The following is a 26660-nucleotide window of genomic DNA, read 5'->3' as shown; positions in this document are numbered from 1 at the left end:
CGTCCATGGTGCGGTGCCACCCGGCCGCGCGCTCATGGAGACCCGCTTTCGCGGGACTGACGGGCGCAAGAACGGCCCGGCCAGAGGACCGGGCCGACGGCGTTCTACCCCATCAGGTCGCGAAGCGGAAATGCATCACATCGCCATCGTGGACAATATAGTCCTTGCCCTCCAGGCGCAGCTTGCCGGCGTCGCGCGCGCCCGCCTCGCCGCCATTGGCGACATAGTCGTCGAAGGCGATGGTCTCCGCGCGGATGAAGCCCTTCTCGAAATCGGTATGGATGACGCCCGCCGCCTTCGGCGCGGACGCGCCGTGGCGCACGGTCCAGGCGCGCGCCTCCTTCGGGCCGACCGTGAAGAAGGTGACGAGGTCGAGCAGGCGGTAGCCCTCGTGGATCAGCCGGTCGAGGCCGGCCTCCTGGAGCCCGAGCTCCTCCAGATAGTCGGCGCGCTCGTCTGCGTCGAGCTGGGAGAGCTCCGCCTCGATCTGGGCGGAGATGACGACCAGCCCCGCGCCCTCGGCCTCGGCCTTGGCGCGCATCCTTTCCGACTGTTCGTTGCCGGTAGCGGCCGCCGCCTCCTCCACATTGCAGACATAGAGGACGGGCTTGGTGGTGAGCAGGTTGAGCGCCTTCCAGACGGGCTTTTCCTCGTCGGACACCTCAGCGAGGCGGGCGGGCTTGCCGTCGCGCAGGAGGCCGAGCGCGCGCTCGATGAGCGGCAGGGTGGCCCTGGCCTCCTTGTCGCCGCCGCGCAGCTTCTTCTCAAGGGCTACCTGCCGGCGCTCCAGGCTCTCCATGTCGGCGAGCATGAGCTCCGTCTCCACGATCTCGGCATCGCGCACCGGGTCGACGCCGCCCTCCACATGGGTCACGTCGCCATCCTCGAAGCAGCGCAGCACATGGGCGATGGCGTCGACCTCGCGGATATTGGCGAGGAACTGGTTGCCGAGCCCCTCCCCCTTGGAGGCGCCGCGCACGAGGCCGGCAATGTCGACGAAGGTGAGCCTGGTCGGGATGACCTCCCTGGAGCCCGCGATCCCGGCAAGCCGGAACAGCCGCGGGTCGGGCACCGCCACCTCGCCGACATTGGGCTCGATGGTGCAGAAGGGATAATTCGCCGCCTGCGCCGCCGCCGTCTGCGTGAGCGCGTTGAAGAGCGTGGACTTGCCCACATTGGGCAGCCCCACGATACCGCACCTGAATCCCATCAGTCCTTGTCTCCGCTGAGCGCCCGGCGGCCGCCGCCCGGGGAGGCGGACGGCGGATGGAGCGCCAGATGAACCTTGTTTGCGAAACGCGAGGCCTCGCCGTCCGCGAGCAGGGCCGCATTGTCGGCCACCGCCGCGATCAGCGGTTCGAGCCAGTCCGCATCCGCCTTCGCGAAATCCTTCAGCACATAGGAGTGCACGGCCCGCTTGTCGCCGGGATGGCCGATGCCGAGGCGCACGCGGTGGAAATCCGGCCCGATATGGGAGGCGATGGAGCGCAGCCCGTTATGGCCGGCCGCCCCGCCGCCGGTCTTCACCCGCATGCGGCCGGGCTCGAGATCCAGCTCGTCGTGGAAGACGAAGACGTCGTCCGGCTGGAGCTTGTAGAAGCGCATCGCCTCGCCGACCGCCTGGCCGGAGAGGTTCATGAAGGTCATGGGCTTGAGCGCCAGAACCTTCTCCGCCCCCAGCCGGCCCTCCGAGACGGCGCCGTGGAAGCGCTCGCGCCAGCCCGAGAAGCCATGGCGGCGGACGATCTCGTCCACCGCCATGAAGCCGATATTGTGGCGATTGCCCGCATAGGACGGGCCGGGATTGCCGAGCCCGACAAAGAGGATCATGACGACCTGCCGCTCCGGACCGGCCCGGCCCGCAACCGGGCGGGATCACCCGGCTGGGGAAGGGCCGATCGATTCCAATGGGTTGAGCGTGAGGCGATCCCCGGACGGGATCACTCCTCCTCCGCAGCCTCGCCGCCGTCCTCTTCGGCCTCGGCCTCCTCGGCCTCGGCTTCCTCGACCTCCTCGCCGGCCTCCTCGGCCTCCGTCAGGACCGCCGGGGCGGCGACGGTGGCGACCGTGAAGTCGCGGTCGGTGATGGTCGGCGTCACGCCCTCCGGCAGCGGAATGGCGGAAATGTGGATCGAGTCGCCGATATCGAGGCCGGTGAGGTCCGCGACGAGCTCCTCCGGAATGGCGTCGTTCGGGCACTCCAGCTCGACCTCGTGGCGCACGATGTTCAGCACGCCGCCGCGCTTGAGGCCCGGGGACTCCTCCTCGTTGACGAAGTTCACCGGGACGGCGACCGCGATGGTCGCGCCCTTGGCCAGGCGCAGGAAGTCGATATGCACGATGAAGTCGCGAACCGGTTCGAACTGGACGTCGCGCGGGATGACGCGCACGGCCTTGCCGCCGACCTTGACGTTGTAGATGTGCGACAGGAAACGCCCTGTCTCCACCTCTTTCAACACCTCGCGGTAGTTCAGCGTGATGAGCTCGGGTTCCTTCTTGTCCCCGTAGATCACCGCGGGGATCAGACCTTGCCGGCGCAATGCCCGGGCGGCCCCCTTGCCGCCCCGCTCGCGCACGACGGCAGTCAGTTCGGTTGTCTGCGCCATGATTCCAGTCTCCTGTCCGAAAACGAAACGAGGCCCCTCTGTCCGGGCCCCCTCAAAACGCGGGATGCTTCCTCCAGGGGTGAACGGCATCCATCCGGCGTTGGACGAGGCTTATAGCGGGCGAAATGGCGGAATGCAACGGGACTCTATGGCCAAGCCGGCGCCGCCCGAACCCTCAGTGGAACAGGCTGGAGACCGATTCCTCGCGGGCGGTGCGGCCGATGGCCTCGCCGATGAGCGGGGCGATGGAGATGACGCGGATATTGCGCGACACGCGCACCGCCTCCGTCGCCTGGATGGAATCGGTGATGACGAGATGCTTCAGGCTCGAGGCGGTGATACGCGCGACCGCCCCGCCGGAGAGCACGCCATGTGTGATATAGGCGGAGACCTCCGTCGCGCCCTTGGCGAGCAGCGCCTCCGCCGCGTTGCACAACGTGCCGCCGGAATCGACGATATCGTCGACCAGGATGCAGGAATGGCCTTCCACATGACCGATGATGTTCATGACTTCCGACTCGCCCGGGCGCTCGCGGCGCTTGTCCACGATGGACAGCGGCGCGCCGATCCGCTTGGCGAGCCCGCGCGCGCGCACCACGCCGCCGACATCCGGCGACACGACCATCACGCTGTCGTCCTCGAACCGCTCCTTGATGTCGCGCACCATGACGGGAGCGGCGAACAAATTGTCGGTCGGAATGTCGAAGAAGCCCTGGATCTGGCCGGCATGGAGGTCGAGCGTCGCCACGCGGTCCGCGCCGGCGTGGGTGATGAGATTGGCCACGAGCTTGGCGGAGATGGGCGTCCGGGAGCCCGATTTGCGATCCTGCCGGGCATAGCCGAAATAGGGGATGACCGCCGTGATGCGGCGGGCCGACGCCCGGCGGAGCGCGTCGATGATGATCAGGAGCTCCATCAAATTGTCGTTGGCCGGGAACGAGGTCGACTGGATGACGAACACATCCTCGCCGCGCACATTCTCCTCGATCTCCACGAACACTTCCATGTCGGCGAAGCGCCGGACGAGGCATTTTGTCAATGGAACGTTGAGATACGCCGCAATGGCCTCAGCCAAAGGGCGGTTGGAATTGCCCGCAACGAGCTTCATCAGGCGCACATCCCCTCTGACGGCCCCAGAGGGCCAGCCCTAACGCGCGGTCTATAACAACGGGGGATGGGACTGTAAACCGTCGCCACGGCGCAATCGGTCGCAGAGCACGCGGATCGGCGCCGTTTCCCTGACCGACCTCGCGCTCTATCGCACCTTCTCCACGAGATCGAAGATGCCGGAGGCGGCGGCCTGAGCGGCGAAGGAGGCATTCTGGCCCCAGCCCTTGTCGAGCGCGCCCGCCGGCACCGCATTCTTCTGCTTCACCGTGCCGAGGAGCACATTGCCGGGATCGCGCACCGTCCAGGCGAGCGAGACGGGCTGGCTCGCCCCGCGCGGCGCGCCCAGCGTGACGCGGCCGGTGATCCTGAGCGTGTGCGGGCCGGGCTTGTCGACGACCGGCCAGCCGGCGCCCGAGATCACGTCTTTCATGGCGGCGGCCAGCTCGTCATTGCCCGGGCCGGGCGAGCCGGTGACGCCGGTGATCGCGACATCTCGGATCGCGGTTCCGCCGGCCTTCTTCGGGCGCTTGGGCGGCTCGGCGGAGGCGGCGGCGTGCTGGCGCACGGCCTCCAGCGCCTCCGGCGTTTCCGGATAGCCGGGCTCGCCGATCATGGCGGCCGCCTCCAGGGGCCCGAGCATGTCGGGGTCGATATCCTTGGCCGCGTCGGGGCCGGCGCGCTGGAAGGTCTCCGCCGGCGGCGGCAGGCCGGCGATCTGCGTGGAATAGCCGAGCTTGCCGAAATAGCCCGTCAGGTTCTCCGCGACATGGGCGGCCACCCGGCTGAGCGCGGTATTGTCCACCCCGTCCCACGGGTCCTTCCCGTCCTTGCCGCCCCTGGCGCCGGGCAGGGCCTCCTGGCCCGAGATGGTCTCCTCGCGCCCGCCGCCGGCCTCCGCGATGCGCCAGCTCCAGGACACGACGACGCCGTCGCCGGACCGGCGCGCATCGACGCGGCCCGCCATCACATAGGTGCCCGGGCGCGGCTCCTCGGGAACGACGGCGACGTCGCGCTTGGCGGCCGCGGCCATGAGCGCGCCGAGAAAGACCTCGTCCTTGCCCGGCGGCAGGCCGGAGAACGAGGTGATGGAGACGCGCGGCGCCTGCTCGGGCGTGCTGACCCAGCTATTGCCGGAGGCGGCCTCCTTGGCGAAGGGGTGGGCACCGCCGGCCAGCGTGTCGCAGCCGGCCAGAACGGCCAGGGCGAGCAGCGCCAGCACCGGCATGACGCGACCGCGCCAGCCCGGCGAAGCGTTTCGGAGGCTGTCACTGGCCCCGCGTTTCACCGCCTGTTCCCCTCCTCGCCGACGCCAGATCGGCACACGACCCCCGCTCCGGATGCCGGCGCCCCATACTATCTCACAGGACGGGCGCCGCACGACCGGCCGCGATAACGCGCCATCACCATGGCGATCATTTGACGAACAGGTCGAGCAGCGCCGCCGACAGGGGCTCCGGCTCCCCGTCGGTAACGATATAGGTGCGCCCGAGCGTCATGGCATGCCCCGTTTCGGAATCGGCGAGGATCATGTGGGCGAAGAACACCATGTCGCGCGCGATGATAGCGGGATTTCCGGCATAGAACATGGGCCAGTCCATCCAGCTCGGCGTGAAGCGCGCGCCGAGGCTGTAGCCGCAGGCATTGAGGCGGTGCGGCGCCATGCCGTGCGCATCCATGGCGCGGGCATGGGCCTCGAACACCTCGCCCGCACTGCGGCCGGGCCTCAGCACCGCCTCGCAGGCCGCCAGCGCCTCGCGGGCGGCCTCGTGCATGCGCCGGTGCACGGGCGAGGGCTCGCCCACGATCACCGTGCGCATGAAGGCGGCGTGGTAGTGCCGGTAGACGCCCGCCCATTCGAGGGTGAGCTGGTCGGTGTCCGACAGCGCGCGCCGGCCGGCCTTGTAGCGGCACAGGAGCGCATCCTCGCCCGAGCCGATGATGAACTCGTTTGCGGGATAGTCGCCGCCGCCGCGGAAGATCGCATCGTGCATGGCGGCAAGGATCGCGCCCTCATCGGCGCCTGCACGGGTTTCGGCGAGCGCGGCCTCGAAGGCGGCATCGCCGAGCGCTGCGGCCTTGCGGACATAGGCGAGCTCCGCCGGCGACTTGACGACCCTCAGCCCGTCGATCAGCCCGGAGGCGTCGGCCAGCGTGCAGAAGCCCTCAAGCCCCGCATCGAGCGCCTTGCCGTTGCGCGCAGTGAGCCCGTGGGTGTCGTATTCGACGCCGAGGCGGGTTCCCTTCGCGCCCAGATCCGCCAGCATGTCGCGAAGCTGAGCCTCCGGCCGCGCGCCGGCCTCGTCGGTCCATACCCTGATATCGCCGATAATGGAGGTGGCGCGCGCCTGCCGCAGATCCGCCGACCGCGTCAGGAGCGCCAGCCGCCCGTCGCCGCCGAGATAGAGGCACTGGAAGAAGCAGAAGCCGAACGTGTCGTACCCTGTGAGGTAATACATGCTCTCCTGGGCGAACAGGAGCAGCCCGTCGAGGCCCTTCTCCGCCATCGCCGCGGTCGCCCTTGCGATGCGGGCCTCGAACTCGGCGCGGTCGAAATGCAGTGCCATCGGCGTCTCTTCCCTCTCTCATGGCGCGCGACCGCGCTTACCCCTCGATGAAGACCTCCGGGCCGAGCGTGATGGCGGAGAGCTGCCGGCCATAGTCCGGCTCGCCGCGATGGGTGGCCCGGCGATAGCTGAAGAAATACTCCTCCTCCCCGTAGGTGCACCGGTCGACATGCTCCACGCTGGCGAGCCCCCCGGCGCGGACGCGGCCGACCACATAGCCGGGAAGGTCGAACATGGCATGCCCCTCGCGCTGCGAGGGCCGGAAGAAGCGCTCATTGCCGGCCTCCGCCTCCACAAAGGCGGAGCGCACCTCCGGGCCGACCTCGTAGACTGCCCCCGAGATGGCGGGGCCGACGGCGGCGAAGGTCGTGTCGCGGCGCGCGCCGAGCTTCTCCATCTCCGCCAGGACGGCATCCGTGATGCCGGCGAGCGCGCCGCGCCAGCCCGCATGGGCCGCGCCCACCACCTGGTGCTTCCAGTCGGCGAACAGCACCGGCACGCAATCGGCGGTCGCCACGGCGATGGCGATATGCGGACGGTCGCTCACGAGGCCGTCGGCCTTTGGCTCCTCGTCCCAGCGCCAGTGCTCGCGCGCGACCGCGACATCGGTGCCGTGGCACTGGTGGACGGTCACCAGCTCGTGCGGTACCAGCCCGAGGGAGGTCGTGACGATCTCGCGGTTGCGCGCGACGAGGTCCGCATCGTCGCCGGATCCGAACCCGCAATTGAGCGCCTGGTAGATGCCCTTGGAGAACCCGCCGACACGCGTGAAGAAGCCGTGGCGGATTTCCGGTATGCGGCTCAGGTTCTTCGCTTCGATCATGATGTCGCACCCGTGAACGGATATGGCGGTGGAAGCCGGCGGTCGGCGGCGACGAGCACCTTGAACAGGCTGCCCATCTCCGTTTCGCCGCGCCCGGCGAGGCGCGCGACGGCGGCATCGATCTCCGCCGCCATATCCGGCTCCCCTCCCCCTTTCAACGCTTCCGCGCGCGCGGTCAAGCCCAGACTCTCCAGGAAATCGCCCTGTGGAACGGGACCGTACGGTGCGGTACCGGCGCGGGCGAGCGCGGCGGCGAGATCGGCGAAATCCACATGCGAGGTGATGTCGCTCTCCCCCGGCCTGTCGAGCAGGGGCACGTGGTCGTGGCCACGCACCGCCTGGAGCGTATCGCCGTAGTCCCGCGCGGCATGGCCGTAATCGACGATGAGCGCCGCACCGCCCCATCGCGCCAGACGGCGCCCGATCTCGTGGGCCACGGCCCGGCGCGCCGGCGCGATCTCCAGCACCGCGCCCTCCTCCGGCGCCTCGTCGAGGCGTTCGTCCTCCGGCAGGTCGTGGGGCACCACGCCGAGAAACAGCCCACCGTCCCCGTCGATGCCGATCACCACCTCGTGCCAGGCCCCGTTGCGGAACACGAACTGGCGCACGGGCAACGCGTCGAAGAACTCGTTGGCCACCAGGATGGCCGGCCCGTCCGGCACGCCGGCGAGGCTGTCGTGCCAGTGAACCGCGACGCCGGCTTCCTCCAGCGCCGCCTTCTGGGCGGCGCGCAGCACCGGGCTCGTCTCCACCAGATGGACCTCTATGGCCTTGCGGAAGACCGGCATGATCCTCGCTGCGCGCAAGAGGTCGGCCATCAGCGTGCCGCGCCCCGGCCCGAGCTCCACGAGGCGCACCGGGTCGGGCGTGCCCATGGTCTGCCAAGCCTGCGCGCACCACACGCCGATCAGCTCGCCGAACATCTGGCTCACCTCCGGCGCGGTGACGAAATCGCCGCCGGCGCCGAACGGGTCGCGCGTCATGTAGTAGCCATGGGCGGGATGGCCGAGCGCCAGCTCCATGAAGCGGGCGACCGTCATCGGCCCGTCGGCGGCGACAATCTCCGCGATCTCGCGTTCGAGGCCTCCGCTCATGCCGCATGGGCCTTTCGCGTCGCCCACCACATGATGGCGAGCCCCGCAGCCACCATTGGCAGCGACAGGAGCATGCCCATGGTCAGCCAGCCCGCCAGATAGCCGATCTGGGCGTCCGGCATGCGGAAGAACTCCACCGCGATGCGGGCGAGCCCGTAGCCCGCCGTGAACGCGCCGCCGACGAAGCCCGGCGCCGACAGCATGCCCCGCCCATGGGTCAGCCAGCGCAGGAGGACGAAGAGCACGACCCCCTCCAGAAGCGCCTCGTAGAGCTGGCTCGGGTGGCGCGGCTCCGGCCCGCCGAAGGGGAAGACCATGGCCCAGGGCACGTCGCTCACGCGCCCATAGAGCTCGCCGTTGATGAAGTTGGCGATACGCCCGAAGAACAGCCCGATCGGCACCGAGGCGCCGGCGAGGTCGAGCACGGTGAACGGGCTGATGCCGTGGCGCCGCGCGAACAGGATGCCGGCCAGGACGACGCCCAGAAAGCCGCCATGGAACGACATGCCGCCATGCCAGACCTGCACGATCTCCAGCGGGTTGGCCGCGAAATAGGCCGGGTTGTAGAACAGCACATAGCCGAGCCGGCCGCCGAGGATCACGCCGAGCGCCGACCACACGATGAGATCGTCGGCATCGACCGGCTTCAGCGGCGGCGGGCCCTGCCACAGCGCCTCGTTCGCCACCAGCCGGCGGATGTACCACCAGGCGAACAGCAGGCCGGCGATATAGGCCAGCGCATACCAGCGCACGGCCAGCGGGCCGACCTCCACGGCGACGGGATCGATGGCTGGGAAGGGCAGGACGAATGTGATCATGGGCACCCGAACCGTTCTCTGTCTGCTTGTTGCTGCACCGCTCCCCGGCCGAGGTCAATGGCGCATGACGCGACGCCGCTTCCCGCGTTATCATGGTTGAAGCGTATCGCGCGACGGCATAGGTAGCATGAAGGCGCCTGGACAAGGCAAATCGGAAACGAGACGATATGACACAGACCAGCAATCGCATTCTCGACGAGTTCGCCAAGATGTTCGGCAACGCCGCCAGCGCGGCGCAGGGCGTGCGCAGCGAAGTCGACACGCTGATCCGCGCGCAGGCCGAGCGGATCCTGAACGACCTCGACGTCGTCCAGCGCGAGGAATTCGAGGCCGTGCGCGAGATGGCCGCCAAGGCGCGCGAGGAGAACGAGGCGCTCAAGGCCCGGATCGACGCGCTCGAGACGGCGCTGAAATCGGCCGGAACCGCAAAGGCTGGCAAGGCCGGCACGGCAAAGCCCGCCCGCACGGCCCGGAGCACCGCCAAGGCGTCGTCGAAGGGCGCGTCCGCCAAGGCCACGGCCGCCAGGAAGACGACGGCCAAGGCGTCCGGCAGCAAGGCCGGCACCTCGAAATCCGGCACGGCCACCACCGTGCGCCGCAGCACGGACTGACGCCTCGCCCGGCATCGAGAGCGGCCGAAAGGCCGGCTTTGCTTGTGGATGATCGTGGTTAACCGGGGGTTAAATCGCTTGCATGCGATCATGCTCTCCGGCAACGTCCCCTATATAGCGGGTGATTTGATTCGCAAAGCGATATCTAGTGATTAGCGCTGAGAGCGAATCCGGTCATTCGGTCCCCGTGCCTGATCTCAGCCGGAGGGGGAGTATCATGTCGGCTGTTCTATCGATTCTCGACGAGCCGGCCAATCCGCTCGATACCTTCGAGCGCATCGCAGCGCGGTATGACTGGACGGTCGAGCGCAACACGGACGACGAGATCAACCTGATCGTCGAAGGCTCCTGGAGCGACCTCCATCTGTGCCTGAACTGGCGCGAGGAGTTCGAGGGGCTGCATCTGGCCTGCGGCTTCGACCTCAAGGTGCCCGCCCAGCGGCGCGAGGAGGTCGCCCGCCTCGTCTCGCTCATCAACGAGCAGCTTCTGTTCGGCCATTTCGACCTGTGGAAGCAGGACGGCGTTCTGATGTTCCGCAACGGTCTCCTGCTGTGCGGCGGCGTCGAGGTCACCGAGGCCCAGTGCGAGGCGTTGATGGAGCTGGCGCTGGAGAGCTGCGAGCGCTTCTATCCCGCCTTCCAGTTCGTCATCTGGGCCGGCAAGACGGCGGAGGCCGCCATCGAGGCGAGCCTTCTGGAGACGCAGGGAGAAGCCTGACCGATGACATTGAAGGGCAAGCTGGTGCTGGTCGGCGCCGGCAAGATGGGCGGCGCCATGCTCGAGGGCTGGCTCGATGAGGGAACCCCGGCCGAGCAGGTGGTCGTCCTCGATCCCGCCCCGTCCGACGCCATGGCGCGCCTCGCCGCCGAGCGCGGGCTCGCGCTCAATCCGCCCGTGGAGGAGATCGCCGATCCGGAGATCGTGCTGATCGCCGTCAAGCCGCAGATCATGGACAAGGTGCTGCCGGGGCTTCTTCCCCTCGCCCGCCACAAGCCGGTCTTCCTGTCGGTCGCCGCCGGGCGCACCATCGCCTCCTTCGAGGCCGTCCTGGGCGCCGACGTTCCCATCGTGCGCGCCATGCCCAACACGCCCGCCGCCGTCGGGCGCGGCATCACCGTCATCTGCCCCAACGCCCATGTGACGGAGGCGCAGGCCGCGCTCGCCGAGAGCCTGCTGTCGGCGGTCGGCGAGGTCGGCCGTGTCGACGACGAGGGGCTGATGGACGCGGTCACGGGCGTCTCGGGCTCGGGGCCCGCCTATGTGTTCTATCTCACCGAGTGCCTTGCCCGGGCGGGCATGGACGAAGGCTTGCCGGAAGAGCTCGCCACGAAGCTCGCCCGCGCCACGGTCGCCGGTGCCGGAGAGCTCATGCGCCGCTCCGGCGAGCCGGCCGGAACGCTGCGCGAGAATGTCACCTCGCCCAACGGAACGACGGCGGCGGGGCTCGGCGTTCTGATGGCGGACGATGGGCTGAAGCCGCTCGTCGCCCGCACCGTCGCCGCCGCGGCCAGGCGCTCGCGCGAACTCGCCGAATAGCCCAACAGGCCTTCCGCCTCACGCCTCCGCCTTCGACGGGCTGCGCGCCCGCGGGGGATCGCCCGCGAGTTCGGCGTCCAGCGCCGAGGCGAGCGCGAAGAACCGCCTGCGGACGTGCGGGGAATAGGGGTTCGCGCGCTCGATGGCCTCGAAGACCTCCGGCGCGTCGTCGCGGACCATGGCCACCGCCGCGACCAGCAGATCGAAGCTCCGTGTCGTCATGCGCGCCGGCAGAGGCTCCATCTGCGAGAGCACCTTGGCGATGAGATGGGTGAGACCCTGGACCGTCGCCGCCTCGCGGTCGTGGTCCTCCGGCGTGGTCATGACGACGTCGAGGCCGAGCCGCCCACGCAGGAAGGCGGCAAGTCGGCGGCAGCGCCGGCCCCGGACCGGGCACAGGGCAATCTTCAATCCCGATATGCCGTCGCGCGCGCTTTGCGGGCCGAACAGCGGGTGCGTCGCCACGATATCGACATGGCCGGGGAGCCCGCGCGCCATGATTTCCGCCGGCGCCATCTTCACCGATCCCACATCCAGCACGAGCGCGCCCGGGCGCAGATGGGGCGCCACGGCCGCGACGACGGCCTCGAGACGCCCGACCGGCACGGCGAGCACGACGACCGGGCAGCACGCGACCCGTTCCAGACCGGCGAGCGCGACGCCGTACCGGTCCGCCATTGGCTGAAGGCCGGGGGCGGGATCGTATGCGCACATCCGGAAATGGGGACTGAGACAACGCGCGATGAGCTGCCCGAACGCGCCGAAGCCTATGATTCCGATGACCGGGGTTTCGTGGATGTGGCTGCCGTCTGGCATGGACCGACCTCTTCGAAGGCCGCAAGGCCAGAGGCGTCCTGCCGGACCTTCAACCGCTGGCCGTGCAGCGGTTGAACGATGACAAAGCACACCCGCCGCTATGAATGCGGCGCGTAATACACTCCGGCGATGATCGGTGCGCTTGTCATGGGGGCGAGCGATAGCCGCCGCCCGGCGAGATGTCAATCGCTGTCCGCGGGACAGGCCTCCCGCTGGCCGTTGTGCCCCCTGCCCGCCCGCGGTTGGCAAACGGACGCTCGCGGCGTTATTGTGCGGTCAACCTGTCGACGAAAGGTGCCCGACCATGGCCGAGAAGAAGAGCGCCGCAGCATCCAGCGGAGGAAGCCGGCGACGCCGCGCGCCGAAAGCCACCGATCCCCGGACGACGATCGTCGCCGCCATGCTCGACCTTGTGGTCGAGACCGGCTGGCGCCAGCTCGGCCTGGCGGAGCTCTCCCGGCGCTCCGGCGTGCCGCTCGCCACGATCCGCGCCCATTACGCCACCAAGGCCGACATCCTGACAGACTGGATGAAGCAGGTCGACGAGCAGGCGCTCGCCCGCATCGCGGAGGAAGGCGACGATGCGGGGGCGGAGCCGCGCGACCGGCTGTTCGAGGCGATCATGGCGCGGCTGGACGTGCTCACACCACACCGGGCGAGCCTGCGCGCCATCCTGCGCGATCTCGGCGACACGCCCACGGACTGGGCGCCGCTGGCCTGCGGCGCGCTCGTCTCGCAGCGCTGGATCCTGGCCGGCGCCGGCGCGGAATCGCCCGGGCTGCACGGCGCGGTGAAGGTGGCCGGGCTCGGCTTCGTCTACATGCGTACACTGAGGGTCTGGCTGGAGGAGGCCGACCCCGGCTGGCCGAAGACCATGGCGGCCCTCGACGAGTCGCTCAGGCGCGGCGAGACGGCCTTGCGCCGCGCCGAGGTCCCGATGGCGCTCGGGCGCACATTCTGCAGCTTCGTCAAGGCCTTCCGCGACGAGGCGCGCCGGCGCCGCCGCCCCGCCGCCGGCGGCAGCCCTCCCGCTCCGGAAGGGGCGGAGCCCTCCTGAGGCGCTTTCCCCTTCCGAAATCCCTTTCCGTTCCTTGAGACCTTCGCGCAATCGCGCGCATCGATGGAGACCCTATGTCCGCGCAGGAAACGCCGCAGATCGCCTTTGACGACTTCCTGAAAGTCGATATCCGTATCGGCACGATCGTCGAGGCGGAGGACTATCCGGAAGCCCGCAAGCCCGCCTACAAGCTCAAGATCGACTTCGGCCCGGATATCGGCGTGAAGAAGAGCTCCGCCCAGATCACCCACCACTATACGCGCCAGGAGCTCGTCGGCCGGCAGGTCGCGGCGGTGGTGAACTTCCCGCCGCGCCAGATCGGCAAGTTCATGTCGGAGGTCCTCACCCTCGGCTTTCCGGACGGCAACGATCAGGTCGTGCTGGTCGGCGTCGACCGTCCGGTGCCCAATGGCGGGCGGCTGTTCTGACGATCCCGCCGCCGTCCATCCCCTCGGCCGGCGACCATTTGCGACATCCGTCCGGAATCGCCATATTCTGGCGTGACGCGTGTATCGGTGCGCGCGAACGGGTATGGCGTATATGGGTTCCGAACTACCGACGCTCGACGAAGAGGCGCGAGACGACGCGACGGCTTCCGCACCGGAAGGGCCGGAGGTCATCAAGCGCGTGGTGCGGACCGCGCCGACGCGGCCGGGCGTCTATCGCATGCTCAACGACAAGGGCGACGTGCTCTATGTCGGCAAGGCGCGCAACCTGAAGAACCGCCTGCAGAACTACACGCGGCTCGGCGGCCACACCAACCGCATCGCCGCGATGATTATGGCCACCCGCTCGATGGAGATCATCACCACCGAGACGGAAGCCGAAGCGCTGCTTCTCGAGGCGAACCTCATCAAGAAGCTCAAGCCCCGCTTCAACGTGGTGCTGCGCGACGACAAGTCCTTCCCCTATATCCTGATCGCGCGCGACCATGGCGTCGCCCAGATCGTCAAGCATCGCGGGAGCCGCAACCGCAGGGGCGAGTATTTCGGCCCCTTCGCCTCGGCCGGCGCGGTCAACCGCACGATCAACGCGCTGGAGAAGGCATTCCTGCTGCGCTCGTGCTCCGATTCCGTCTACGAGAACCGCACCCGGCCCTGCCTGCTCTACCAGATCAAGCGCTGCAGCGCGCCCTGCACGGGCGAGATAGGCCTTGAGGACTACAACGAGCTGGTCGAGGAGGCGCTGGCCTTCCTGTCCGGCCGCAGCCAGCGGGTGAAGGACCGCCTCGCGCGCGCCATGGAGGAGGCGGCGGAGCGCCTCGATTTCGAGCAGGCCGCGCGCTATCGCGACCGCATCGCCGCCTTGAGCCACGTGACCGCGCATCAGGGCGTCAACCCGGAGACGGTGCAGGAGGCCGACGTCTTCGGCCTCGCCTATGAGGGCGGCCAGGTGTGCATCCAGGTGTTCTTCTTCCGCTCCGGGCAGAACTGGGGCAATCGCGCCTATTTCCCGCGCGCCGACAGGAGCCATGGCGAGGCGGAGGTGCTGGAGGCCTTCCTCGCCCAGTTCTACGACGACAAGCCCTGCCCGCGCCGGATCCTGCTGAGCCACGACGTGGAGTCGCGCGCGCTTCTGGAGACGGCGCTCGCGACCAAGGCCGGCCACAAGGTCACCATCGCCATGCCGCAGCGCGGCGAGAAGAAGGCTCTGGTCGACAATGCGGTGAACAATGCCCGCGAGGCGCTGGGCCGCCGGATGGCGGAAAGCGCCTCCCAGACACGCCTGCTTGACGGCGTGGCCAGGGCCTTCGGGCTGGAGGAGCCGCCCCGGCGCATCGAGGTCTACGACAACAGCCACATCCAGGGCACCAACGCGGTCGGCGGCATGATCGTCGCCGGGCCGGAGGGGTTCGCGAAGAACCAGTACCGCAAGTTCAACATCCGCTCGACGGACATCGTGGCGGGCGACGACTATGCCATGATGCGCGAGGTGCTGACCCGCCGGTTCTCCCGGCTCCTGAAGGAGGAGGGCCCGCGCGGGGCGGACGATGCGGATGGCGACGGCGGCGACGAGGCGGCGGTGCCCCCCTGGCCCGATCTCGTCGTGATCGACGGCGGCCAGGGCCAGCTCGCCGCGGCGCAGGCCGTCATGGCCGATCTCGGCATCGACGACGTGCCGCTGGTCGGCGTCGCCAAGGGCCCGGACCGGGATGCGGGCCGGGAGCATTTCTACATGGCGGGCCGCAAGCCATTCATGCTCGAACACCGCGACCCGGTGCTCTACTATATCCAGCGCCTGCGCGACGAGGCCCACCGCTTCGCCATCGGCAGCCACCGCGCGCGGCGCAAGAAGGCCATCGGCCAGAACCCGCTCGATGAGATCGGCGGCATCGGACCGGAGCGCAAGAAGGCGCTTCTGCGCGCCTTCGGGTCGGCACGCGCCGTGGCGCGCGCGAGCGCTGCCGACCTTGCGGGCGTGGAGGGCATTTCCAAGGCGCTGGCGCGCACGATCTACGATCATTTCCACGAGGGACGGGAATGAGCAACGCCACGGGCAACGAGATGAACGCCAAGCCCCCGCATGCGCATGGCAGCGCGGTCCTATCGCTGCCCAATATCCTGACCCTCGGGCGCATCGCGGCCGTGCCCGCGCTCGTCGTGTGCTTCTTCTTCGAGGGCATGACGGCGCGCTGGGTGGCGCTGGGGATCTTCATCGCCGCCGGCGTGACCGACTTCTTCGACGGCTACCTCGCCCGGCTGTGGTCGCAGCAATCCGCGCTCGGACGCATGCTGGACCCGATCGCCGACAAGCTGCTCGTCGCCGTCACCCTGCTCATGCTCGCCGCGGTCGGCACGATCTACGGCATCCATATCTGGGCGGCCGTGGTGATCCTGAGCCGCGAGGTCCTGGTGTCCGGCCTGCGCGAGTTCCTGGCGGAGCTGCGCGTGTCGGTGCCGGTCACCGAGCTCGCCAAGTGGAAGACCACGATCCAGCTCGTCGCCATCGGCATCCTGATCGCCGGGCCCGCCGCCGACGAGGTTTTCGCCTGGACCAGCTTCATCGGCCTGACGGGGCTTTGGGTCGCGGCGATTTTGACGCTTTATACGGGCTATGATTATCTGAAGTCGGGTCTGGATTATCTCATGGAGGACGATGGACGATGAAGGTCCTCTATTTCGCCTGGGTGCGCCAGAAGACGGGGCGCGCGCATGAGGAGGTCGAGCCGCCGGCGGAGCTGGAGACGGTGGCCGATCTCATCGACTGGCTCAAGGGCCGGGGCGAGGAATATAGTTACGCGTTCGAGGACACGCGCGCGATTCGCGCCGCGGTCGACCGGACGCATGCGCCGCTCGACGCCTCGATCCGGGGCGCGCGGGAAGTGGCGTTCTTTCCGCCGGTCACCGGCGGCTGACGGGCAGTGTGTCAAGACAGGGGAGTTCGGGAACCATGAGCAGGATTTCGGGTCGCAGCGCGCGCGCCGCGGGGCTTCTGGTCGCAGCGGGTCTGGCGCTCGGCGCCTGCACGATCACCAGCTACATGGCCTATGACGGCGATTACGACCCCTATCTGCGCCAGCGCGTGCTCGACCGTTTCGACTGGGGCGAGACCGCCGGGAAGGAGCGCGCCATGAAGGCCGCCCTGGAGGATCGCCGCGAAGAGCTCGGCGTCGCCTACAGCCCGGACTTCTTCCGCTCCATGGGCTTCGTCTGCCAGACGCAGGACACCTGCTCGCTGCAGGTCGTCAAATACGAGCTCGACCACACCCAGCTCAGCTACGGCCCCGCCGTGGCGACCACGGCGTCGGAGACGCTCGTGGAGGACGGCAAGGCGCAATACACCCCGGCCGCCCCCACCACCACGGCGCAGAAGCTCGTCGACAACTATGTCGTGTCGTTTACGCCGCAGACCGTCGATGTCGCGGTCACCTCCGGCGCGGCGCCGGCTCGGGTCCGCTGACGGCGGCGGGCGCGCAGGCCCGACGACAGGCCGATGACCGCCATGGATCGTCCATGCTCTTCAAGAAGGCCGTTCTGGATCGCATCGCAGCCGGCCGCGTGACGGTCGCCTTCCGCTACTGGCGGCGCCCCACGGTCCGTGCCGGCGGGCGGCTGCGGACCGCCGTGGGGGAGCTTGCCATCGACAGCGTCGAGCGGGTGGAGGAGACCGATATCGGTCCCGCCGACGCCCGTGCCGCCGGCTATGGCACGCCCGATGCCCTCCGGCGGGATCTGACGGGCGGCGAGGGGCGGCAGCTCTATCGCATCGCCTTCCATCTCGAGGGCCCGGACGAGCGCATGGCGCTGCGCGACATGGCCGATCTCCCCGATGGCGAGCTCGAAACGCTCCGGTCGCATCTTCGCCGCATGGATCGCCGCGCGCCCTGGACCCACGCCACGCTGCGTCTCATCGCCCAGCGACCGGCGACCGCCGCGGCCATCCTGGCCGATACGCTCGGCCGGGACCGTCTTGCGCTCAAGCGCGACATCCGCAAGCTCAAGGAGCTCGGCCTGACGGAAAGCCTCGATGTGGGCTATCGCCTGTCCCCGCGCGGCGAGGCCTATCTGTCGCTTGCCGGAGAGGACGCGACGGAGTGAGATCGGGCGGCGCAGAACGGCACAAGACCGCCCCCTTGCCGACCGGCAGGACGGCGCGCTACCGCCCGCCGGCGACGTCGAGCAGGGCGCCGGTCACATAGGAGGACTCCTCGCCCAGAAGCCAGATCACGGCTTCCGCGACCTCCGCCGCAGAACCCGCCCGCTTCAAGGGCGTCGTCATGCCGAGGCGGTCCGCCCGGTCCGGCTGGCCTCCACTGGCGTGGATATCGGTGTCGATCAGGCCGGGCCGCACGGCATTGACGCGCACGCCCTCCGGCCCGAGCTCCTTGGCAAGCCCGATGGTCAGGGTATCGATCGCCCCCTTGGAGCCGGCATAGTCCACATATTCGTCCGGCGCGCCGAGGCGGGCGGCGGCCGACGAGATGTTGACGATCGCACCGCCCCGCCCCCCGCGCGAGGTCGACAGGCGCCGCGCGGCCTCGCGCGCGCACAGATAGGCGCCGAAGACATTGACGTCGAAAATATGCTTCATGCGCGCCGCCGGCATGTCGGCCAGCATGGATTTCGGCCCGAGCACGCCGGCGTTGTTGACCAGCGCGTCGAGCGGCCCCAGCGCCGTCTCCACCGTCTCGAACATGGCGGTCACGTCCGCCTCCTCGGCGACGTTGCCCCGGATCGCGACCGCCCGGCCGCCAGCCGCCTCCACATCGCGGACGACCTCGGCGGCGGCGGCCTCGTTGCCCGCATAGTTCACGCCGACCGACCAGCCGCATGCGCCCGCAAGCCGAGCGCAGGCGCGGCCGATACCCCGGCTCGCGCCGGTGATGAGAACGACTTTCGCCATTCCTGTTCCCCCTTGTTTCACGCTATTGCATGGCGATCTGCGAGCGATCGAGGGCCGCGGTCAGCCGCGGATCGCGATCGTAGACATCCTTGCGGAAGTTGATCGAGCCGTCCTTGTTCGCCCAGGCCGTCAGATAGGTCACATGGACGGGGATCGGCGTCTTCAGCCGCACCACCCTGTTGTCGCCCCTGGCGAATTCGGCCTTGACCCGCTCCGGTGTCCAGTGCGGATCGTCATGGCCCAGCAGGATGTCGGCGAGCTTCACCGGATCCTGGACGCGCATGCAGCCATGGCTGAATGTGCGCGTCGCGCGCGAGAACAGGCTCTTGGCCGGCGTGTCGTGGATATAGACGTTGTAGGGGTTGGGGAACATGAACTTGATGCGGCCGAGCGCGTTCTTCGGCCCCGGGTCCTGGCGCAGGCGGAACGGGAATTTCCGCCGCGAATAGGCCGACCAGTTGATCGCATAGGGGTTGACCGCCCCCTTGCCCGTGAGCACGCGGATATTCTGGCTCTGGAGCGCGCCCGGATTGGCGCGTAGCTTCGGCAGATACTCGTTCACCGCAATCGAATAGGGCACGTTCCAATAGGGATTGAAGACGATGTAGGTCATGTTGTCGGAGAAGACCGGCGACTGGTGATAGGGCTTGCCGACCACCAGCGGGGCGTCGTGGACCGTCTGCTCGCCGTCGACCACCTTGAGATACTGGTCGGCCAGATTGACGAAGACGTAGAAGGATCCGAGATCCTCCGGCATCCAGCGCCGGCGCTCCAGATTGAGCACCATCTGGTGGATGCGCCGGTCCACCGGCACGTTGATCTGCTCCAGCGTCGCGGCACCGATCACCCCGTCGACGGCCAGCCCGTGGCGCTCCTGGAAGCGCTTCACCGCGGCGACGAGCGTGTCGTCGTAGGTGCCGTCCGCCCCAGCGCTCTGCGCGAGTTCGGGGCGCAGATCGCCGGTGACGGCGAGATAGCGCGCGAGAACCGGAATGCGCGCGTCGGCCATGCCGGGCTTCAGCACCGGCCCATCCGGCATCCGCGGCCAGCCGCCGCGTTCGGCGATCTGGCGATAGACCGCCAGCGCCTGTTTGAGGCGCGCATAGTTGGCCGATTGCGGAGCGATCCTCGTGTCGACATATTCGGGGATGTCGTCGGCCTGCTCGGCCCCGTCGAGAAGGGTGAGCGGGCCCGGCCCGATGGGCGTGATGTGGATCGGCCCGCCGAGCTTGTCCGGCTCCACCTGCCCCGTGCTGAGATCGCGGCCATAGTCGATGAAAGCCCGCGTGAGCAGGAGGTCGAGCTCGGCAAGCTGGCGCGGCGTGCGCCCGTCGATGCGCTCGGAGATCTCCGCGACCTCGTAATCCTGCGGGTCGAGCCCGTCCTCATAGGAGGTCTTCAGGATGGTCAGGAGGTCGCGCGCCTTGGATTTCGGCCCGTTGTCGCGCACCCAGAGCGGCTTGTAGTCGCGCTCGGCATAATAGGTGAAGACCTGGATCAGCCGCTGGTCGGCATCGTCGATGCCGACGGTCGTCTGCCCGCCCTCGATGATGTCGCGGATCTCGTTGCCGACCGCGACATTGTGGGAATCGGCATATGCGACGGCCGTGCCCGCGACGACCCAGATGGCAAGAACGGCGATGAACGGCACGAAAGCCCGACGAAGCGATGCAGCCATGGCTGGAGATCCCTCAGATTGCCATGGCCACTATACGCCAAATCCGTAACGATTTCTTGCCGGTCATGCGCGGGGCCCCTCCGGGCGGCGGAGCGGCGCGGCCGCGGGCAGCAAAACGCCGCCCGGAACGGCAGTCCCGGGCGGCGCGTCGGTCAATTTTCCCGTGGGCCGGTGCCTATTCGGCGGCGGCCGCGGAGCGGGCGAGCTGCCCGCGCCTGTCCGGACGGACGACGGTGTCGTAGTCCTCCATCAGCATCTGCGTGATCTCGCCCGGCGCAAAGCTGTAGGGGCCGATCTCGGAGACGGGGGTGACCTCCGCCGCCGTGCCGCAGATGAAGCACTGCTCGAAGCCCTCCATCTCGTCGGGCATGATGGCGCGCTCGACGACCTCCAGGCCGCGGGCCCGCGCAAGATCGATCACCGTGCGCCGCGTGATGCCGTCGAGGAAGCAGTCCGGCGTCGGCGTGTGGAGCACGTCGCCCTTGACGAAGAACACGTTCGCGCCCGTCGACTCCGCCACCTGGCCGCGCCAGTCGAGCATCAGCGCGTCGGCATAGCCCTTGCGCTCGGCGGCGTGCTTGGACAGCGTGCAGATCATGTAGAGGCCGGCCGCCTTGCTCTTGGACGGCGCGGTCCTGGGATCGGGCCGGCGCCATTCCGCCATGTCGAGCCGGATTCCCTTCAGCCGCTGCTCGGGATCGAAATAGGACGGCCAGTCCCACACGGCGATGGCCAGGTTGATCCGGTTGTGCTGGGCGGACACGCCCATCATCTCCGAACCGCGCCATGCCACGGGCCGCACATAGGCGTCGGACAGCCCCTGCGCCGCCAGCGCCTGGCGGCACGCGGCGTCGATCTCCTCGACGCTGTACGGGATTTCGTAGTCGAGCAGACGGGCGGAGTTGACCAGACGCTCGGAGTGCTCGGTCAGCTTGAAAATCTCGCCACCATAGGCCCGCTCGCCCTCGAATACGCAGCTCGCATAATGCAGCGCATGGGTGAGTACGTGAATCTTCGCCTCCTGCCAGGCGACGAGTTCTCCGTTGAACCAGATCAGACCTTCGCGCTGATCGAATGGCAGCACGGCCATGACGACACTCCTTGAGCGTTTTCAGGGGCAGGGAAACATCCGTCCCATGCCCCGGTTTTTGAAGACCACCTCCACGAGGGGAGACGAGCTTTGCAACGAAACCCCGGTTGGCCCTATAACCCCTTGGACGGCCCGGGGATCCCGACCCGCTCCCCATTTGCCTCGCCGCCTGGGCGGCGAAATAATCCTAGCAGCAGAAGGGCGGAATTGAAAAAAAGTTTCATCGAGACGGCTCTACAGGTAACAATCCGCGAAAAATATGTCAATATGGCTGACATAAATTCATGATCGATCCGAACGCACGAAACATGACCGCCACCCTACAGGCCACCGGGACGCCCGCCGACGGCGACCAGCGCGAGCAGGTCATCGCCCTGATCGAGCTGTTGTTCTTCGCCTATCGCGACTTCGTGTCGGACCCCGACGAGATCCTCGCCGACTACGGTTTCGGGCGGGCGCACCACAGGGTGCTGCACTTCGTCGGCCGCAATCCCGGCATCCGCGTCGCGGAGCTGCTCGACATATTGCGCATCACCAAGCAGAGCCTCGGGCGCGTGCTCCGGGAGCTGATCGAGACGGGCTATGTCTATCAGGAGGAGGGCCGCAGCGACCGGCGCCAGCGCCTGCTGCACCTCACAGAGCGCGGCGAGGCCCTGCGCATGGCGCTCCTCGCGCCGCAGGTGGAGCGGGTCACGCGCGCGCTCGCGGAGGCCGGCGACAATGCCGAGGCGCGCTATCGCGAGGTACTGTTCAACCTGGTCGACGCGGAGGACCGCGACCATGTCCGCAGGCTCGTGACCAGGGACGAGTAGCAGCCCGCAGCCGGCCTGCCATGCTAGACTGGCCCCTTGTCGACCCCTTCCCCATCGAGGCTTTGCCGGACGGCGTCATGACCATGGTAAGCGACGAGGCCCCGCATATTCTGGTCGTCGACGACGACCGCCGGATCCGCGAGCTCCTGCGGTCCTATCTCTCCGAGCAGGGGTTCCGCATCACCACGGCGGCGAATTCGGCGGAGGCGCGCGAGCGCATGGCGGGGCTCGCCTTCGACCTGATGGTGGTGGACGTCATGATGCCCGGCGAGACCGGGCTCGAGCTGACGCGCAGCCTGCGCGAGAGGACGGATGTGCCGATCCTCATCCTGTCGGCGCTCAGCGAGACGAGCGACCGCATAGAGGGGCTCGCCTCGGGCAGCGACGACTATCTGCCCAAGCCCTTCGAGCCGGAGGAGCTGGTGCTCAGGATCCGGAGCATCCTGCGCCGCAAGGCGCCCGCGCGCCCGGCGGCCAGCGAGATCGTGCTCGGCGACTGCATCTTCAATGTCGAGCGCGGCGAGTTGCAGCGCTCCGGCGAAACGGTCAAACTGACGACACGCGAGCGCGATTTGCTGCGGATGTTCGCCGCGCGTCCGGGCGAGACGATCAGCCGCGCCGAGCTCGCCGGAAACGGCGCGGGAGACAATGCCCGGGCGGTCGACGTGCAGATCAACAGGCTCAGGCGCAAGCTGGAGCGGGACCCCGCAACGCCCGTCTATCTGCAAACCGTGCGCGGTGCGGGCTATATTCTCTATACCGACTGAGCCCCAGGGGGCTCGCCCGCGGACGAGAGCGATTGGAACAGGCCGGCCATGGTCGCGATAGGCGAAGAGCACAGGACAGAGGAGGAACGCCACGATCTCTACTGGCGTTTCAACCGTTTTCTCGAGCGCCACCTGCCCGACCGGCTCTATCCGCGCTCGCTCATCATCATCATCACGCCGATGGTGCTCCTGCAGTCCATCATGGCCTTCGCCTTCATGGAACGCCATTGGGACCGGGTCACCAAGCAGCTGTCGAAGTCGGTCGCGCGCGAGATCGCCTTCGTGGTGGACATCTACGAGTACTATCCCAAGAGCGCGGCCAACACCCAGCAGCTCGTCAAGATGGCCAACAGCACGCTCGACCTCGGCGTGAGCGTGACCCGGGACGAATCCCTGCCGCCGCCGGCGCCCAAGCCCTTCTTCTCGCTGCTCGACATCAAGCTGTCGAAATATATCCGCCGCTATGTCGACAGGCCCTTCTGGCTCGATACGCTCGGCCGGTCCGGCTATGTCGACGCGCGGGTGCAGGCCGGCGACGGCACGGTGTTCCGGATCCTGACCAACCAGAGCCGCGTCTACGCCTCCAACTCCCATATCTTCCTGCTCTGGATGGTCGGGACGTCGCTCGTCCTGCTCTTCGTGGCGATCCTGTTCCTGCGCAACCAGATCAAGCCGATCCTGCAGCTCGCCGAGGTCGCCCAGAGCTTCGGCATGGGGCGCGACGTGCCGGACTTCCAGCCGCGCGGCGCGGCGGAGGTGCAGGACGCCGCACACGCCTTCATGAAGATGAAGCAGCGCATCGAGCGCCATGTGGAGCAGCGCACGGCCATGCTCGCCGGCGTCAGCCACGATCTGCGGACCATCCTCACGCGCTTCAAGCTCCAGCTCGCCTTCATGGAGGACACCGAGCGCGTCCGCGAGCTCAAGCAGGATGTCGACGAGATGCAGCGCATGCTGGAGGACTACATGGCCTTCGTGCGCGGCGACGGCGACGAGAGCACGGTGGAGACCGATATCTGCGCCATGCTGGAGGATGTCGCCCGCCTCGCCGAACGGCGCGGCACGGAGGTGACGCTCAAGGCGGATGACGGGCTCTCCGCCCTCGTCAAGCCGAACGCCTTCAAGCGCTGCGTCGCCAATCTGGTGGGCAATGCCGGCCGGCACGCGGACCATCTGCGCATTGCCGCCGAGCGCAACGCGCAGCATCTCGTCATCACCGTCGACGACGATGGGCCCGGCATTCCCGAAGACCAGAGGGAGGCCGTGTTCCGGCCCTTCTTCCGGCTCGACGATGCGCGCAACCAGGACGAGACAGGCACCGGGCTCGGCCTCGCCATCGCCCGCGACATCGCGCGCAGCCATGGCGGCGATATCCGCCTTTCCGACAGCGAACTCGGCGGCCTGCGGGCCCGGGTGCACATCCCGGTCTGATCCGTGCCCGCCCTGCCCGGCGAAGCCGTCCGGGCGCTGCGCGAGCACAGCATCCATGATTGTGGAAGCAAGGGTTAGCGGGGCGAGCGCACCCGCTCGATCTCCACGCCGACGCTGCGAGCTTGCGGGATGGCGTCCGGCTTCTCGATGCGCACGCGCGCGGCGCAGACGCGGGGGTCCTCGAAACAGGCCCCGGCAATCATCTCCGCCAGCGTCTCGACCAGATGGACATGGCCGCGCCGGACGATCGCCTCCACCTGGCGCACGACGGTCGCGTAGCACACCACGTTGCGCAGATCGTCCTCATAGGGCTCGGTGCCCTCGTCGACGGTGAGGTCGAGATTGATGATCACGCGCTGCGGCGCGATCTTCTCGTGATCGTAAACCCCCAGCACGGCCTGGAGCTCCAGATCGCGCACGAAGACATGCCGCAGCCTGGCGAAGGCGTTGGCCGTGCTGGCCCGGGTGAATGGCGAAGCCTCGTTCATCGCAAGTCTCTTAGCAGGAAATGCGTTGGGCTGTCAGCATGGGGCGGCCGCAACGCCACTTCGCATCCAAATGCGCTGTTCCATGGACGAAATACGGCGTTATTCCTCCACCTCCACCACGTCCGGCGTCTGCCAGACGAGGTGCTGCCCGCCGTCGAGCACGATCATCTGCCCGGTCATGGCGGGCGCGTTCAGGATATAGCGCAGCGCCGATGAGATCTCCTCCGGCGAGGTGCCGCGGCGCAGGAGCGTCAGCGTCTTCTGGCGCTCGAAATCCTCCTCCGCCATGCGCGGATTGGGCAGCGCGGGGCCCGGACCGATGGCATTGACGCGGATGTCCGGCGCCAGCGCCTGGGCGAGCGTGCGCGTCGCCGTCCAAAGGGCGGACTTGCTGGCGGTATAGGAGAAATAGTGCGGCGTGAGCTTCCAGACGCGCTGGTCGATGATGTTGACGATATTGCCCTCCGCCTGCGCCGGGCGCTGGGCGGCGAAGGCCTGGGCGAGGAAGACCGGCGCGCGCAGATTGGTGTCCATATGCCGCGACCAGCTCTCCTGCGTCAGCGAGCCGACCTCGTCGGGCTCGAAGCGGGAGGCGTTGTTGACGAGGCATGTCAGGGGCCCGAGACGGTCGCGAGCCTCCGCGATCAGCCGCTCCGGCACCTCGGGTTCCGCGAGATCGCCCGCAAGGGCGATGGCGTCCACGCCGCGCCCTCGGATTTCCGCAGCGAGCGCCTCGGCCTCGTCGTGCGATGTGTGGTAGTGGACGGCGACCGACCAGCCCTCCCCGGCCATGTCGAGCGCCAGCCGCCGGCCGACCCGGCGGGCCGCGCCCGTGATCAGAACCGCCTTGTCCCTCAAAGCCTCCGCCACGCTTCCCCCTGCCCCGTCAGTGCGCGAGCATCGCCATCGTCTCGTGGCCGACGGGCGCGAAGACGAAGGCGATATAGGCGAGATAGGCGACGACGAAGGCGGCACCGGCCGTCCGTGTGATCGTCATCCGTCTCATGGCGAACGGCACGACCACGAGCGTCGCCGCCAGCATGATCCACAGATCGCCGCGCATCTCCTCCGGCACAGGCACGGGCACCACCATGGCGGTCACTCCCATGATCGCGAGGATGTTGAAGAGATTGCTGCCGAGCACATTGCCGAGCGCGACGCCGCAATGGCCGCGCAGGGCGGCGGCGACCGTCGTGGCGAGCTCCGGCAGCGAGGTGCCGAGCGCGACGAGCGTCAGGCCGATGGCGGCCTCGGGCACACCGAAATTGCGAGCGATCATGGACCCGTTGTCGACGACCAGGCTCGCGCCGAGCGGAAGCCCGGCGAGGCCGAGCAATATGAGCAGGCCCATCATGAGCGGCTTGTCGGTCAGGCTGCTCGCCTCCTCCACCTCCTCCATCACGTCGAGGCCCGCGGCCTTGCGGCCGTTGCACTGGCGCACGCGGCGCATGGATTCCAGCACGAACAGGAGGATAAGGCCGAACAGGACCACGCCGTCCCAGAAGCCCAGCGGGCTGAGATAGCACAGGCCGATGAAGAGCAGGGTCGCCGCGATCACATAGCAGGTGTTGCGGCGGATGAAGGGCTGGTTGCAGTTTGTCGGCGCGATGAGGGCGGGGATGCCCAGCACGAGGAGCACATTGGCGATATTGCTGCCGACGATATTGCCGATGGCGATGCCCGGCGCGCCGCCCATGGCGGCGTCGAGCGAGACCACGAGCTCGGGCGCCGAGGTGCCGAAGGCGACGACGGTCAGCCCCACGATCATGGCCGGGACCCCCAGCCGGAGCGCGAGCGCCACGGATCCGCGTACGAGCAGATCACCACTTATCAACAGGACGGCGAATCCAGCTATCAGTCCGACATAGATCATTGAAAACAGAACCGGGCGGTGCGATGTTGCCTCTATATAGGGGACGGGATGGCGCGCGAACAGTGATAGCGAATCGATTTCCCCGATTTCCTGTTCGCCGCACCGGGCCTTGCGGGCACATCTTCGCCACAGAGTAACCTCC

General features: G+C 68.3%; 28 protein-coding genes and 1 pseudogene. 13 read left to right on the top strand and 16 right to left on the bottom strand.

Annotation, left to right across the window (positions count from 1 at the left end; genetic code table 11):
• Window positions 1–112 precede the first annotated feature (112 nt).
• The 9 genes from ychF to lgt form a co-directional block, all read right to left on the bottom strand.
• Entirely contained in the window at window positions 113–1210 is a 1098-nt protein-coding gene (gene ychF / locus HW532_RS17290; RefSeq protein ID WP_213161657.1) for a redox-regulated ATPase YchF, read from the bottom strand.
• Window positions 1210–1830 carry an aminoacyl-tRNA hydrolase gene (gene pth / locus HW532_RS17285; protein WP_213161656.1) on the bottom strand — a complete coding sequence of 207 codons (621 nt, stop codon included), beginning with the start codon at window positions 1828–1830 and terminating at the stop codon, window positions 1210–1212. Before pth ends, ychF begins: the two co-directional genes overlap by 1 nt.
• 110 nt (window positions 1831–1940) lie before the next feature.
• On the bottom strand, window positions 1941–2606 hold the full coding sequence (locus tag HW532_RS17280; RefSeq protein ID WP_213161655.1) for a 50S ribosomal protein L25/general stress protein Ctc: 666 nt from the start codon (window positions 2604–2606) through the stop codon (window positions 1941–1943).
• Between the two features lie 175 nt (window positions 2607–2781).
• Complete coding sequence (locus HW532_RS17275; RefSeq protein WP_213161654.1) at window positions 2782–3714, bottom strand: ribose-phosphate pyrophosphokinase; 933 nt, start codon at window positions 3712–3714, stop codon at window positions 2782–2784.
• Between the two features lie 147 nt (window positions 3715–3861).
• A complete protein-coding gene (locus HW532_RS17270; RefSeq protein ID WP_213161653.1) occupies window positions 3862–4941 on the bottom strand; it encodes a hypothetical protein in 1080 nt (359 codons plus the stop codon).
• A gap of 187 nt (window positions 4942–5128) precedes the next feature.
• Window positions 5129–6280, bottom strand: a complete 1152-nt coding sequence (locus HW532_RS17265; protein ID WP_213161652.1) for a M24 family metallopeptidase — start codon at window positions 6278–6280, stop codon at window positions 5129–5131.
• Window positions 6281–6317: 37 nt separating this feature from the next.
• A complete protein-coding gene (pgeF, locus tag HW532_RS17260) occupies window positions 6318–7103 on the bottom strand; it encodes a peptidoglycan editing factor PgeF (RefSeq protein WP_213161651.1) in 786 nt (261 codons plus the stop codon).
• A complete protein-coding gene (locus HW532_RS17255) occupies window positions 7100–8197 on the bottom strand; it encodes a class I SAM-dependent methyltransferase (protein ID WP_213161650.1) in 1098 nt (365 codons plus the stop codon). The genes pgeF and HW532_RS17255 overlap by 4 nt, the downstream gene beginning before the upstream one ends.
• Window positions 8194–9015 (bottom strand): prolipoprotein diacylglyceryl transferase, encoded by an 822-nt coding sequence (gene lgt / locus HW532_RS17250; protein ID WP_213161649.1) that lies wholly within the window; start codon window positions 9013–9015, stop codon window positions 8194–8196. The genes HW532_RS17255 and lgt overlap by 4 nt, the downstream gene beginning before the upstream one ends.
• Window positions 9016–9182: 167 nt before the next feature.
• On the opposite strand from lgt, the pseudogene HW532_RS17245 reads away from it, so the two are divergent.
• The 3 genes and pseudogenes from HW532_RS17245 to proC all read left to right on the top strand — a co-directional run.
• Window positions 9183–9500: pseudogene (locus HW532_RS17245) on the top strand (accessory factor UbiK family protein); the annotation flags it as partial.
• A 343-nt stretch (window positions 9501–9843) separates the two neighbouring features.
• Window positions 9844–10344: a type III secretion system chaperone family protein gene (locus HW532_RS17240; protein ID WP_213161647.1), complete on the top strand. Its 501-nt coding sequence runs from the start codon at window positions 9844–9846 to the stop codon at window positions 10342–10344.
• Between the two features lie 3 nt (window positions 10345–10347).
• The gene (proC, locus tag HW532_RS17235; protein WP_213161646.1) at window positions 10348–11163 is read left to right on the top strand and encodes a pyrroline-5-carboxylate reductase; all 816 of its coding nucleotides are present in this window, start codon (window positions 10348–10350) and stop codon (window positions 11161–11163) included.
• 18 nt (window positions 11164–11181) lie between these two features.
• Here the strand turns inward: proC and HW532_RS17230 are convergent, their stop codons facing one another.
• Complete coding sequence (locus HW532_RS17230) at window positions 11182–11979, bottom strand: prephenate dehydrogenase (RefSeq protein WP_213161645.1); 798 nt, start codon at window positions 11977–11979, stop codon at window positions 11182–11184.
• A gap of 304 nt (window positions 11980–12283) precedes the next feature.
• Here HW532_RS17230 and HW532_RS17225 point away from each other — a divergent pair, with 304 nt between their 5' ends.
• The 7 genes from HW532_RS17225 to HW532_RS17195 all read left to right on the top strand — a co-directional run bounded on the left by HW532_RS17225 (window position 12284) and on the right by HW532_RS17195 (window position 17574).
• Entirely contained in the window at window positions 12284–13036 is a 753-nt protein-coding gene (locus HW532_RS17225) for a TetR/AcrR family transcriptional regulator (RefSeq protein WP_213161644.1), read from the top strand.
• 74 nt (window positions 13037–13110) lie between these two features.
• Window positions 13111–13464 (top strand): tRNA-binding protein, encoded by a 354-nt coding sequence (locus HW532_RS17220; RefSeq protein WP_213161643.1) that lies wholly within the window; start codon window positions 13111–13113, stop codon window positions 13462–13464.
• 112 nt (window positions 13465–13576) lie between these two features.
• Window positions 13577–15520 (top strand): excinuclease ABC subunit UvrC, encoded by a 1944-nt coding sequence (gene uvrC / locus HW532_RS17215; protein WP_246479278.1) that lies wholly within the window; start codon window positions 13577–13579, stop codon window positions 15518–15520.
• 20 nt (window positions 15521–15540) lie between these two features.
• Window positions 15541–16143 carry a CDP-diacylglycerol--glycerol-3-phosphate 3-phosphatidyltransferase gene (gene pgsA / locus HW532_RS17210; protein ID WP_213164624.1) on the top strand — a complete coding sequence of 201 codons (603 nt, stop codon included), beginning with the start codon at window positions 15541–15543 and terminating at the stop codon, window positions 16141–16143.
• Entirely contained in the window at window positions 16140–16391 is a 252-nt protein-coding gene (gene moaD / locus HW532_RS17205; protein ID WP_213161641.1) for a molybdopterin converting factor subunit 1, read from the top strand. Before pgsA ends, moaD begins: the two co-directional genes overlap by 4 nt.
• A gap of 35 nt (window positions 16392–16426) precedes the next feature.
• Window positions 16427–16936 carry a hypothetical protein gene (locus HW532_RS17200; RefSeq protein WP_213161640.1) on the top strand — a complete coding sequence of 170 codons (510 nt, stop codon included), beginning with the start codon at window positions 16427–16429 and terminating at the stop codon, window positions 16934–16936.
• A gap of 53 nt (window positions 16937–16989) precedes the next feature.
• Window positions 16990–17574, top strand: a complete 585-nt coding sequence (locus HW532_RS17195; RefSeq protein ID WP_213161639.1) for an ASCH domain-containing protein — start codon at window positions 16990–16992, stop codon at window positions 17572–17574.
• A gap of 58 nt (window positions 17575–17632) precedes the next feature.
• On the opposite strand, the gene HW532_RS17190 is transcribed toward HW532_RS17195, so the two are convergent.
• The 3 genes from HW532_RS17190 to HW532_RS17180 all read right to left on the bottom strand — a co-directional run bounded on the left by HW532_RS17190 (window position 17633) and on the right by HW532_RS17180 (window position 21147).
• On the bottom strand, window positions 17633–18379 hold the full coding sequence (locus HW532_RS17190; protein ID WP_213161638.1) for an SDR family oxidoreductase: 747 nt from the start codon (window positions 18377–18379) through the stop codon (window positions 17633–17635).
• Between the two features lie 22 nt (window positions 18380–18401).
• Window positions 18402–20057, bottom strand: a complete 1656-nt coding sequence (locus HW532_RS17185; RefSeq protein ID WP_213161637.1) for a L,D-transpeptidase family protein — start codon at window positions 20055–20057, stop codon at window positions 18402–18404.
• Between the two features lie 175 nt (window positions 20058–20232).
• Window positions 20233–21147, bottom strand: coding sequence for a branched-chain amino acid aminotransferase (locus HW532_RS17180; RefSeq protein WP_213161636.1), 915 nt, complete (start codon window positions 21145–21147; stop codon window positions 20233–20235).
• Between the two features lie 308 nt (window positions 21148–21455).
• Here HW532_RS17180 and HW532_RS17175 point away from each other — a divergent pair, with 308 nt between their 5' ends.
• The 3 genes from HW532_RS17175 (at window position 21456) to HW532_RS17165 (ending at window position 24157) form a co-directional block, all read left to right on the top strand.
• The gene (locus tag HW532_RS17175; RefSeq protein WP_213161635.1) at window positions 21456–21959 is read left to right on the top strand and encodes a MarR family winged helix-turn-helix transcriptional regulator; all 504 of its coding nucleotides are present in this window, start codon (window positions 21456–21458) and stop codon (window positions 21957–21959) included.
• A 77-nt stretch (window positions 21960–22036) separates the two neighbouring features.
• Entirely contained in the window at window positions 22037–22726 is a 690-nt protein-coding gene (locus HW532_RS17170) for a response regulator (RefSeq protein ID WP_213164623.1), read from the top strand.
• 48 nt (window positions 22727–22774) lie between these two features.
• On the top strand, window positions 22775–24157 hold the full coding sequence (locus HW532_RS17165) for an ATP-binding protein (RefSeq protein ID WP_246479262.1): 1383 nt from the start codon (window positions 22775–22777) through the stop codon (window positions 24155–24157).
• A 74-nt stretch (window positions 24158–24231) separates the two neighbouring features.
• On the opposite strand, the gene folB is transcribed toward HW532_RS17165, so the two are convergent.
• The 3 genes from folB to HW532_RS17150 form a co-directional block, all read right to left on the bottom strand.
• Window positions 24232–24645 carry a dihydroneopterin aldolase gene (gene folB, locus HW532_RS17160; RefSeq protein ID WP_213161634.1) on the bottom strand — a complete coding sequence of 138 codons (414 nt, stop codon included), beginning with the start codon at window positions 24643–24645 and terminating at the stop codon, window positions 24232–24234.
• Window positions 24646–24744: 99 nt separating this feature from the next.
• Window positions 24745–25515: an SDR family oxidoreductase gene (locus HW532_RS17155; protein ID WP_246479253.1), complete on the bottom strand. Its 771-nt coding sequence runs from the start codon at window positions 25513–25515 to the stop codon at window positions 24745–24747.
• 16 nt (window positions 25516–25531) lie between these two features.
• Window positions 25532–26518 carry a calcium/sodium antiporter gene (locus tag HW532_RS17150; protein WP_213161633.1) on the bottom strand — a complete coding sequence of 329 codons (987 nt, stop codon included), beginning with the start codon at window positions 26516–26518 and terminating at the stop codon, window positions 25532–25534.
• Window positions 26519–26660: the final 142 nt, after the last annotated feature.

The sequence above is a fragment of the Kaustia mangrovi genome, assembly GCF_015482775.1.
GTDB lineage: Bacteria > Pseudomonadota > Alphaproteobacteria > Rhizobiales > Im1 > Kaustia > Kaustia mangrovi.
The sequence above is the reverse complement of the archived record's forward strand: the minus strand, read 5'-3'. Positions and strand labels throughout refer to the sequence as shown.

Bases quoted from the DNA above. Each gene is read 5' to 3' on its own strand.
- ychF (WP_213161657.1), bottom strand. From the start codon at position 1,210: ATGGGATTCAGGTGCGGTATCGTGGGGCTGCCCAATGTGGGCAAGTCC.
- pth (WP_213161656.1), bottom strand. From the start codon at position 1,830: ATGATCCTCTTTGTCGGGCTCGGCAATCCCGGCCCGTCCTATGCGGGC.
- HW532_RS17280 (WP_213161655.1), bottom strand. From the start codon at position 2,606: ATGGCGCAGACAACCGAACTGACTGCCGTCGTGCGCGAGCGGGGCGGC.
- HW532_RS17275 (WP_213161654.1), bottom strand. From the start codon at position 3,714: ATGAAGCTCGTTGCGGGCAATTCCAACCGCCCTTTGGCTGAGGCCATT.
- HW532_RS17270 (WP_213161653.1), bottom strand. From the start codon at position 4,941: ATGCCGGTGCTGGCGCTGCTCGCCCTGGCCGTTCTGGCCGGCTGCGAC.
- HW532_RS17265 (WP_213161652.1), bottom strand. From the start codon at position 6,280: ATGGCACTGCATTTCGACCGCGCCGAGTTCGAGGCCCGCATCGCAAGG.
- pgeF (WP_213161651.1), bottom strand. From the start codon at position 7,103: ATGATCGAAGCGAAGAACCTGAGCCGCATACCGGAAATCCGCCACGGC.
- HW532_RS17255 (WP_213161650.1), bottom strand. From the start codon at position 8,197: ATGAGCGGAGGCCTCGAACGCGAGATCGCGGAGATTGTCGCCGCCGAC.
- lgt (WP_213161649.1), bottom strand. From the start codon at position 9,015: ATGATCACATTCGTCCTGCCCTTCCCAGCCATCGATCCCGTCGCCGTG.
- HW532_RS17240 (WP_213161647.1), top strand. From the start codon at position 9,844: ATGTCGGCTGTTCTATCGATTCTCGACGAGCCGGCCAATCCGCTCGAT.
- proC (WP_213161646.1), top strand. From the start codon at position 10,348: ATGACATTGAAGGGCAAGCTGGTGCTGGTCGGCGCCGGCAAGATGGGC.
- HW532_RS17230 (WP_213161645.1), bottom strand. From the start codon at position 11,979: ATGCCAGACGGCAGCCACATCCACGAAACCCCGGTCATCGGAATCATA.
- HW532_RS17225 (WP_213161644.1), top strand. From the start codon at position 12,284: ATGGCCGAGAAGAAGAGCGCCGCAGCATCCAGCGGAGGAAGCCGGCGA.
- HW532_RS17220 (WP_213161643.1), top strand. From the start codon at position 13,111: ATGTCCGCGCAGGAAACGCCGCAGATCGCCTTTGACGACTTCCTGAAA.
- uvrC (WP_246479278.1), top strand. From the start codon at position 13,577: ATGGGTTCCGAACTACCGACGCTCGACGAAGAGGCGCGAGACGACGCG.
- pgsA (WP_213164624.1), top strand. From the start codon at position 15,541: ATGAACGCCAAGCCCCCGCATGCGCATGGCAGCGCGGTCCTATCGCTG.
- moaD (WP_213161641.1), top strand. From the start codon at position 16,140: ATGAAGGTCCTCTATTTCGCCTGGGTGCGCCAGAAGACGGGGCGCGCG.
- HW532_RS17200 (WP_213161640.1), top strand. From the start codon at position 16,427: ATGAGCAGGATTTCGGGTCGCAGCGCGCGCGCCGCGGGGCTTCTGGTC.
- HW532_RS17195 (WP_213161639.1), top strand. From the start codon at position 16,990: ATGCTCTTCAAGAAGGCCGTTCTGGATCGCATCGCAGCCGGCCGCGTG.
- HW532_RS17190 (WP_213161638.1), bottom strand. From the start codon at position 18,379: ATGGCGAAAGTCGTTCTCATCACCGGCGCGAGCCGGGGTATCGGCCGC.
- HW532_RS17185 (WP_213161637.1), bottom strand. From the start codon at position 20,057: ATGGCTGCATCGCTTCGTCGGGCTTTCGTGCCGTTCATCGCCGTTCTT.
- HW532_RS17180 (WP_213161636.1), bottom strand. From the start codon at position 21,147: ATGGCCGTGCTGCCATTCGATCAGCGCGAAGGTCTGATCTGGTTCAAC.
- HW532_RS17175 (WP_213161635.1), top strand. From the start codon at position 21,456: ATGACCGCCACCCTACAGGCCACCGGGACGCCCGCCGACGGCGACCAG.
- HW532_RS17170 (WP_213164623.1), top strand. From the start codon at position 22,037: ATGACCATGGTAAGCGACGAGGCCCCGCATATTCTGGTCGTCGACGAC.
- HW532_RS17165 (WP_246479262.1), top strand. From the start codon at position 22,775: ATGGTCGCGATAGGCGAAGAGCACAGGACAGAGGAGGAACGCCACGAT.
- folB (WP_213161634.1), bottom strand. From the start codon at position 24,645: ATGAACGAGGCTTCGCCATTCACCCGGGCCAGCACGGCCAACGCCTTC.
- HW532_RS17150 (WP_213161633.1), bottom strand. From the start codon at position 26,518: ATGATCTATGTCGGACTGATAGCTGGATTCGCCGTCCTGTTGATAAGT.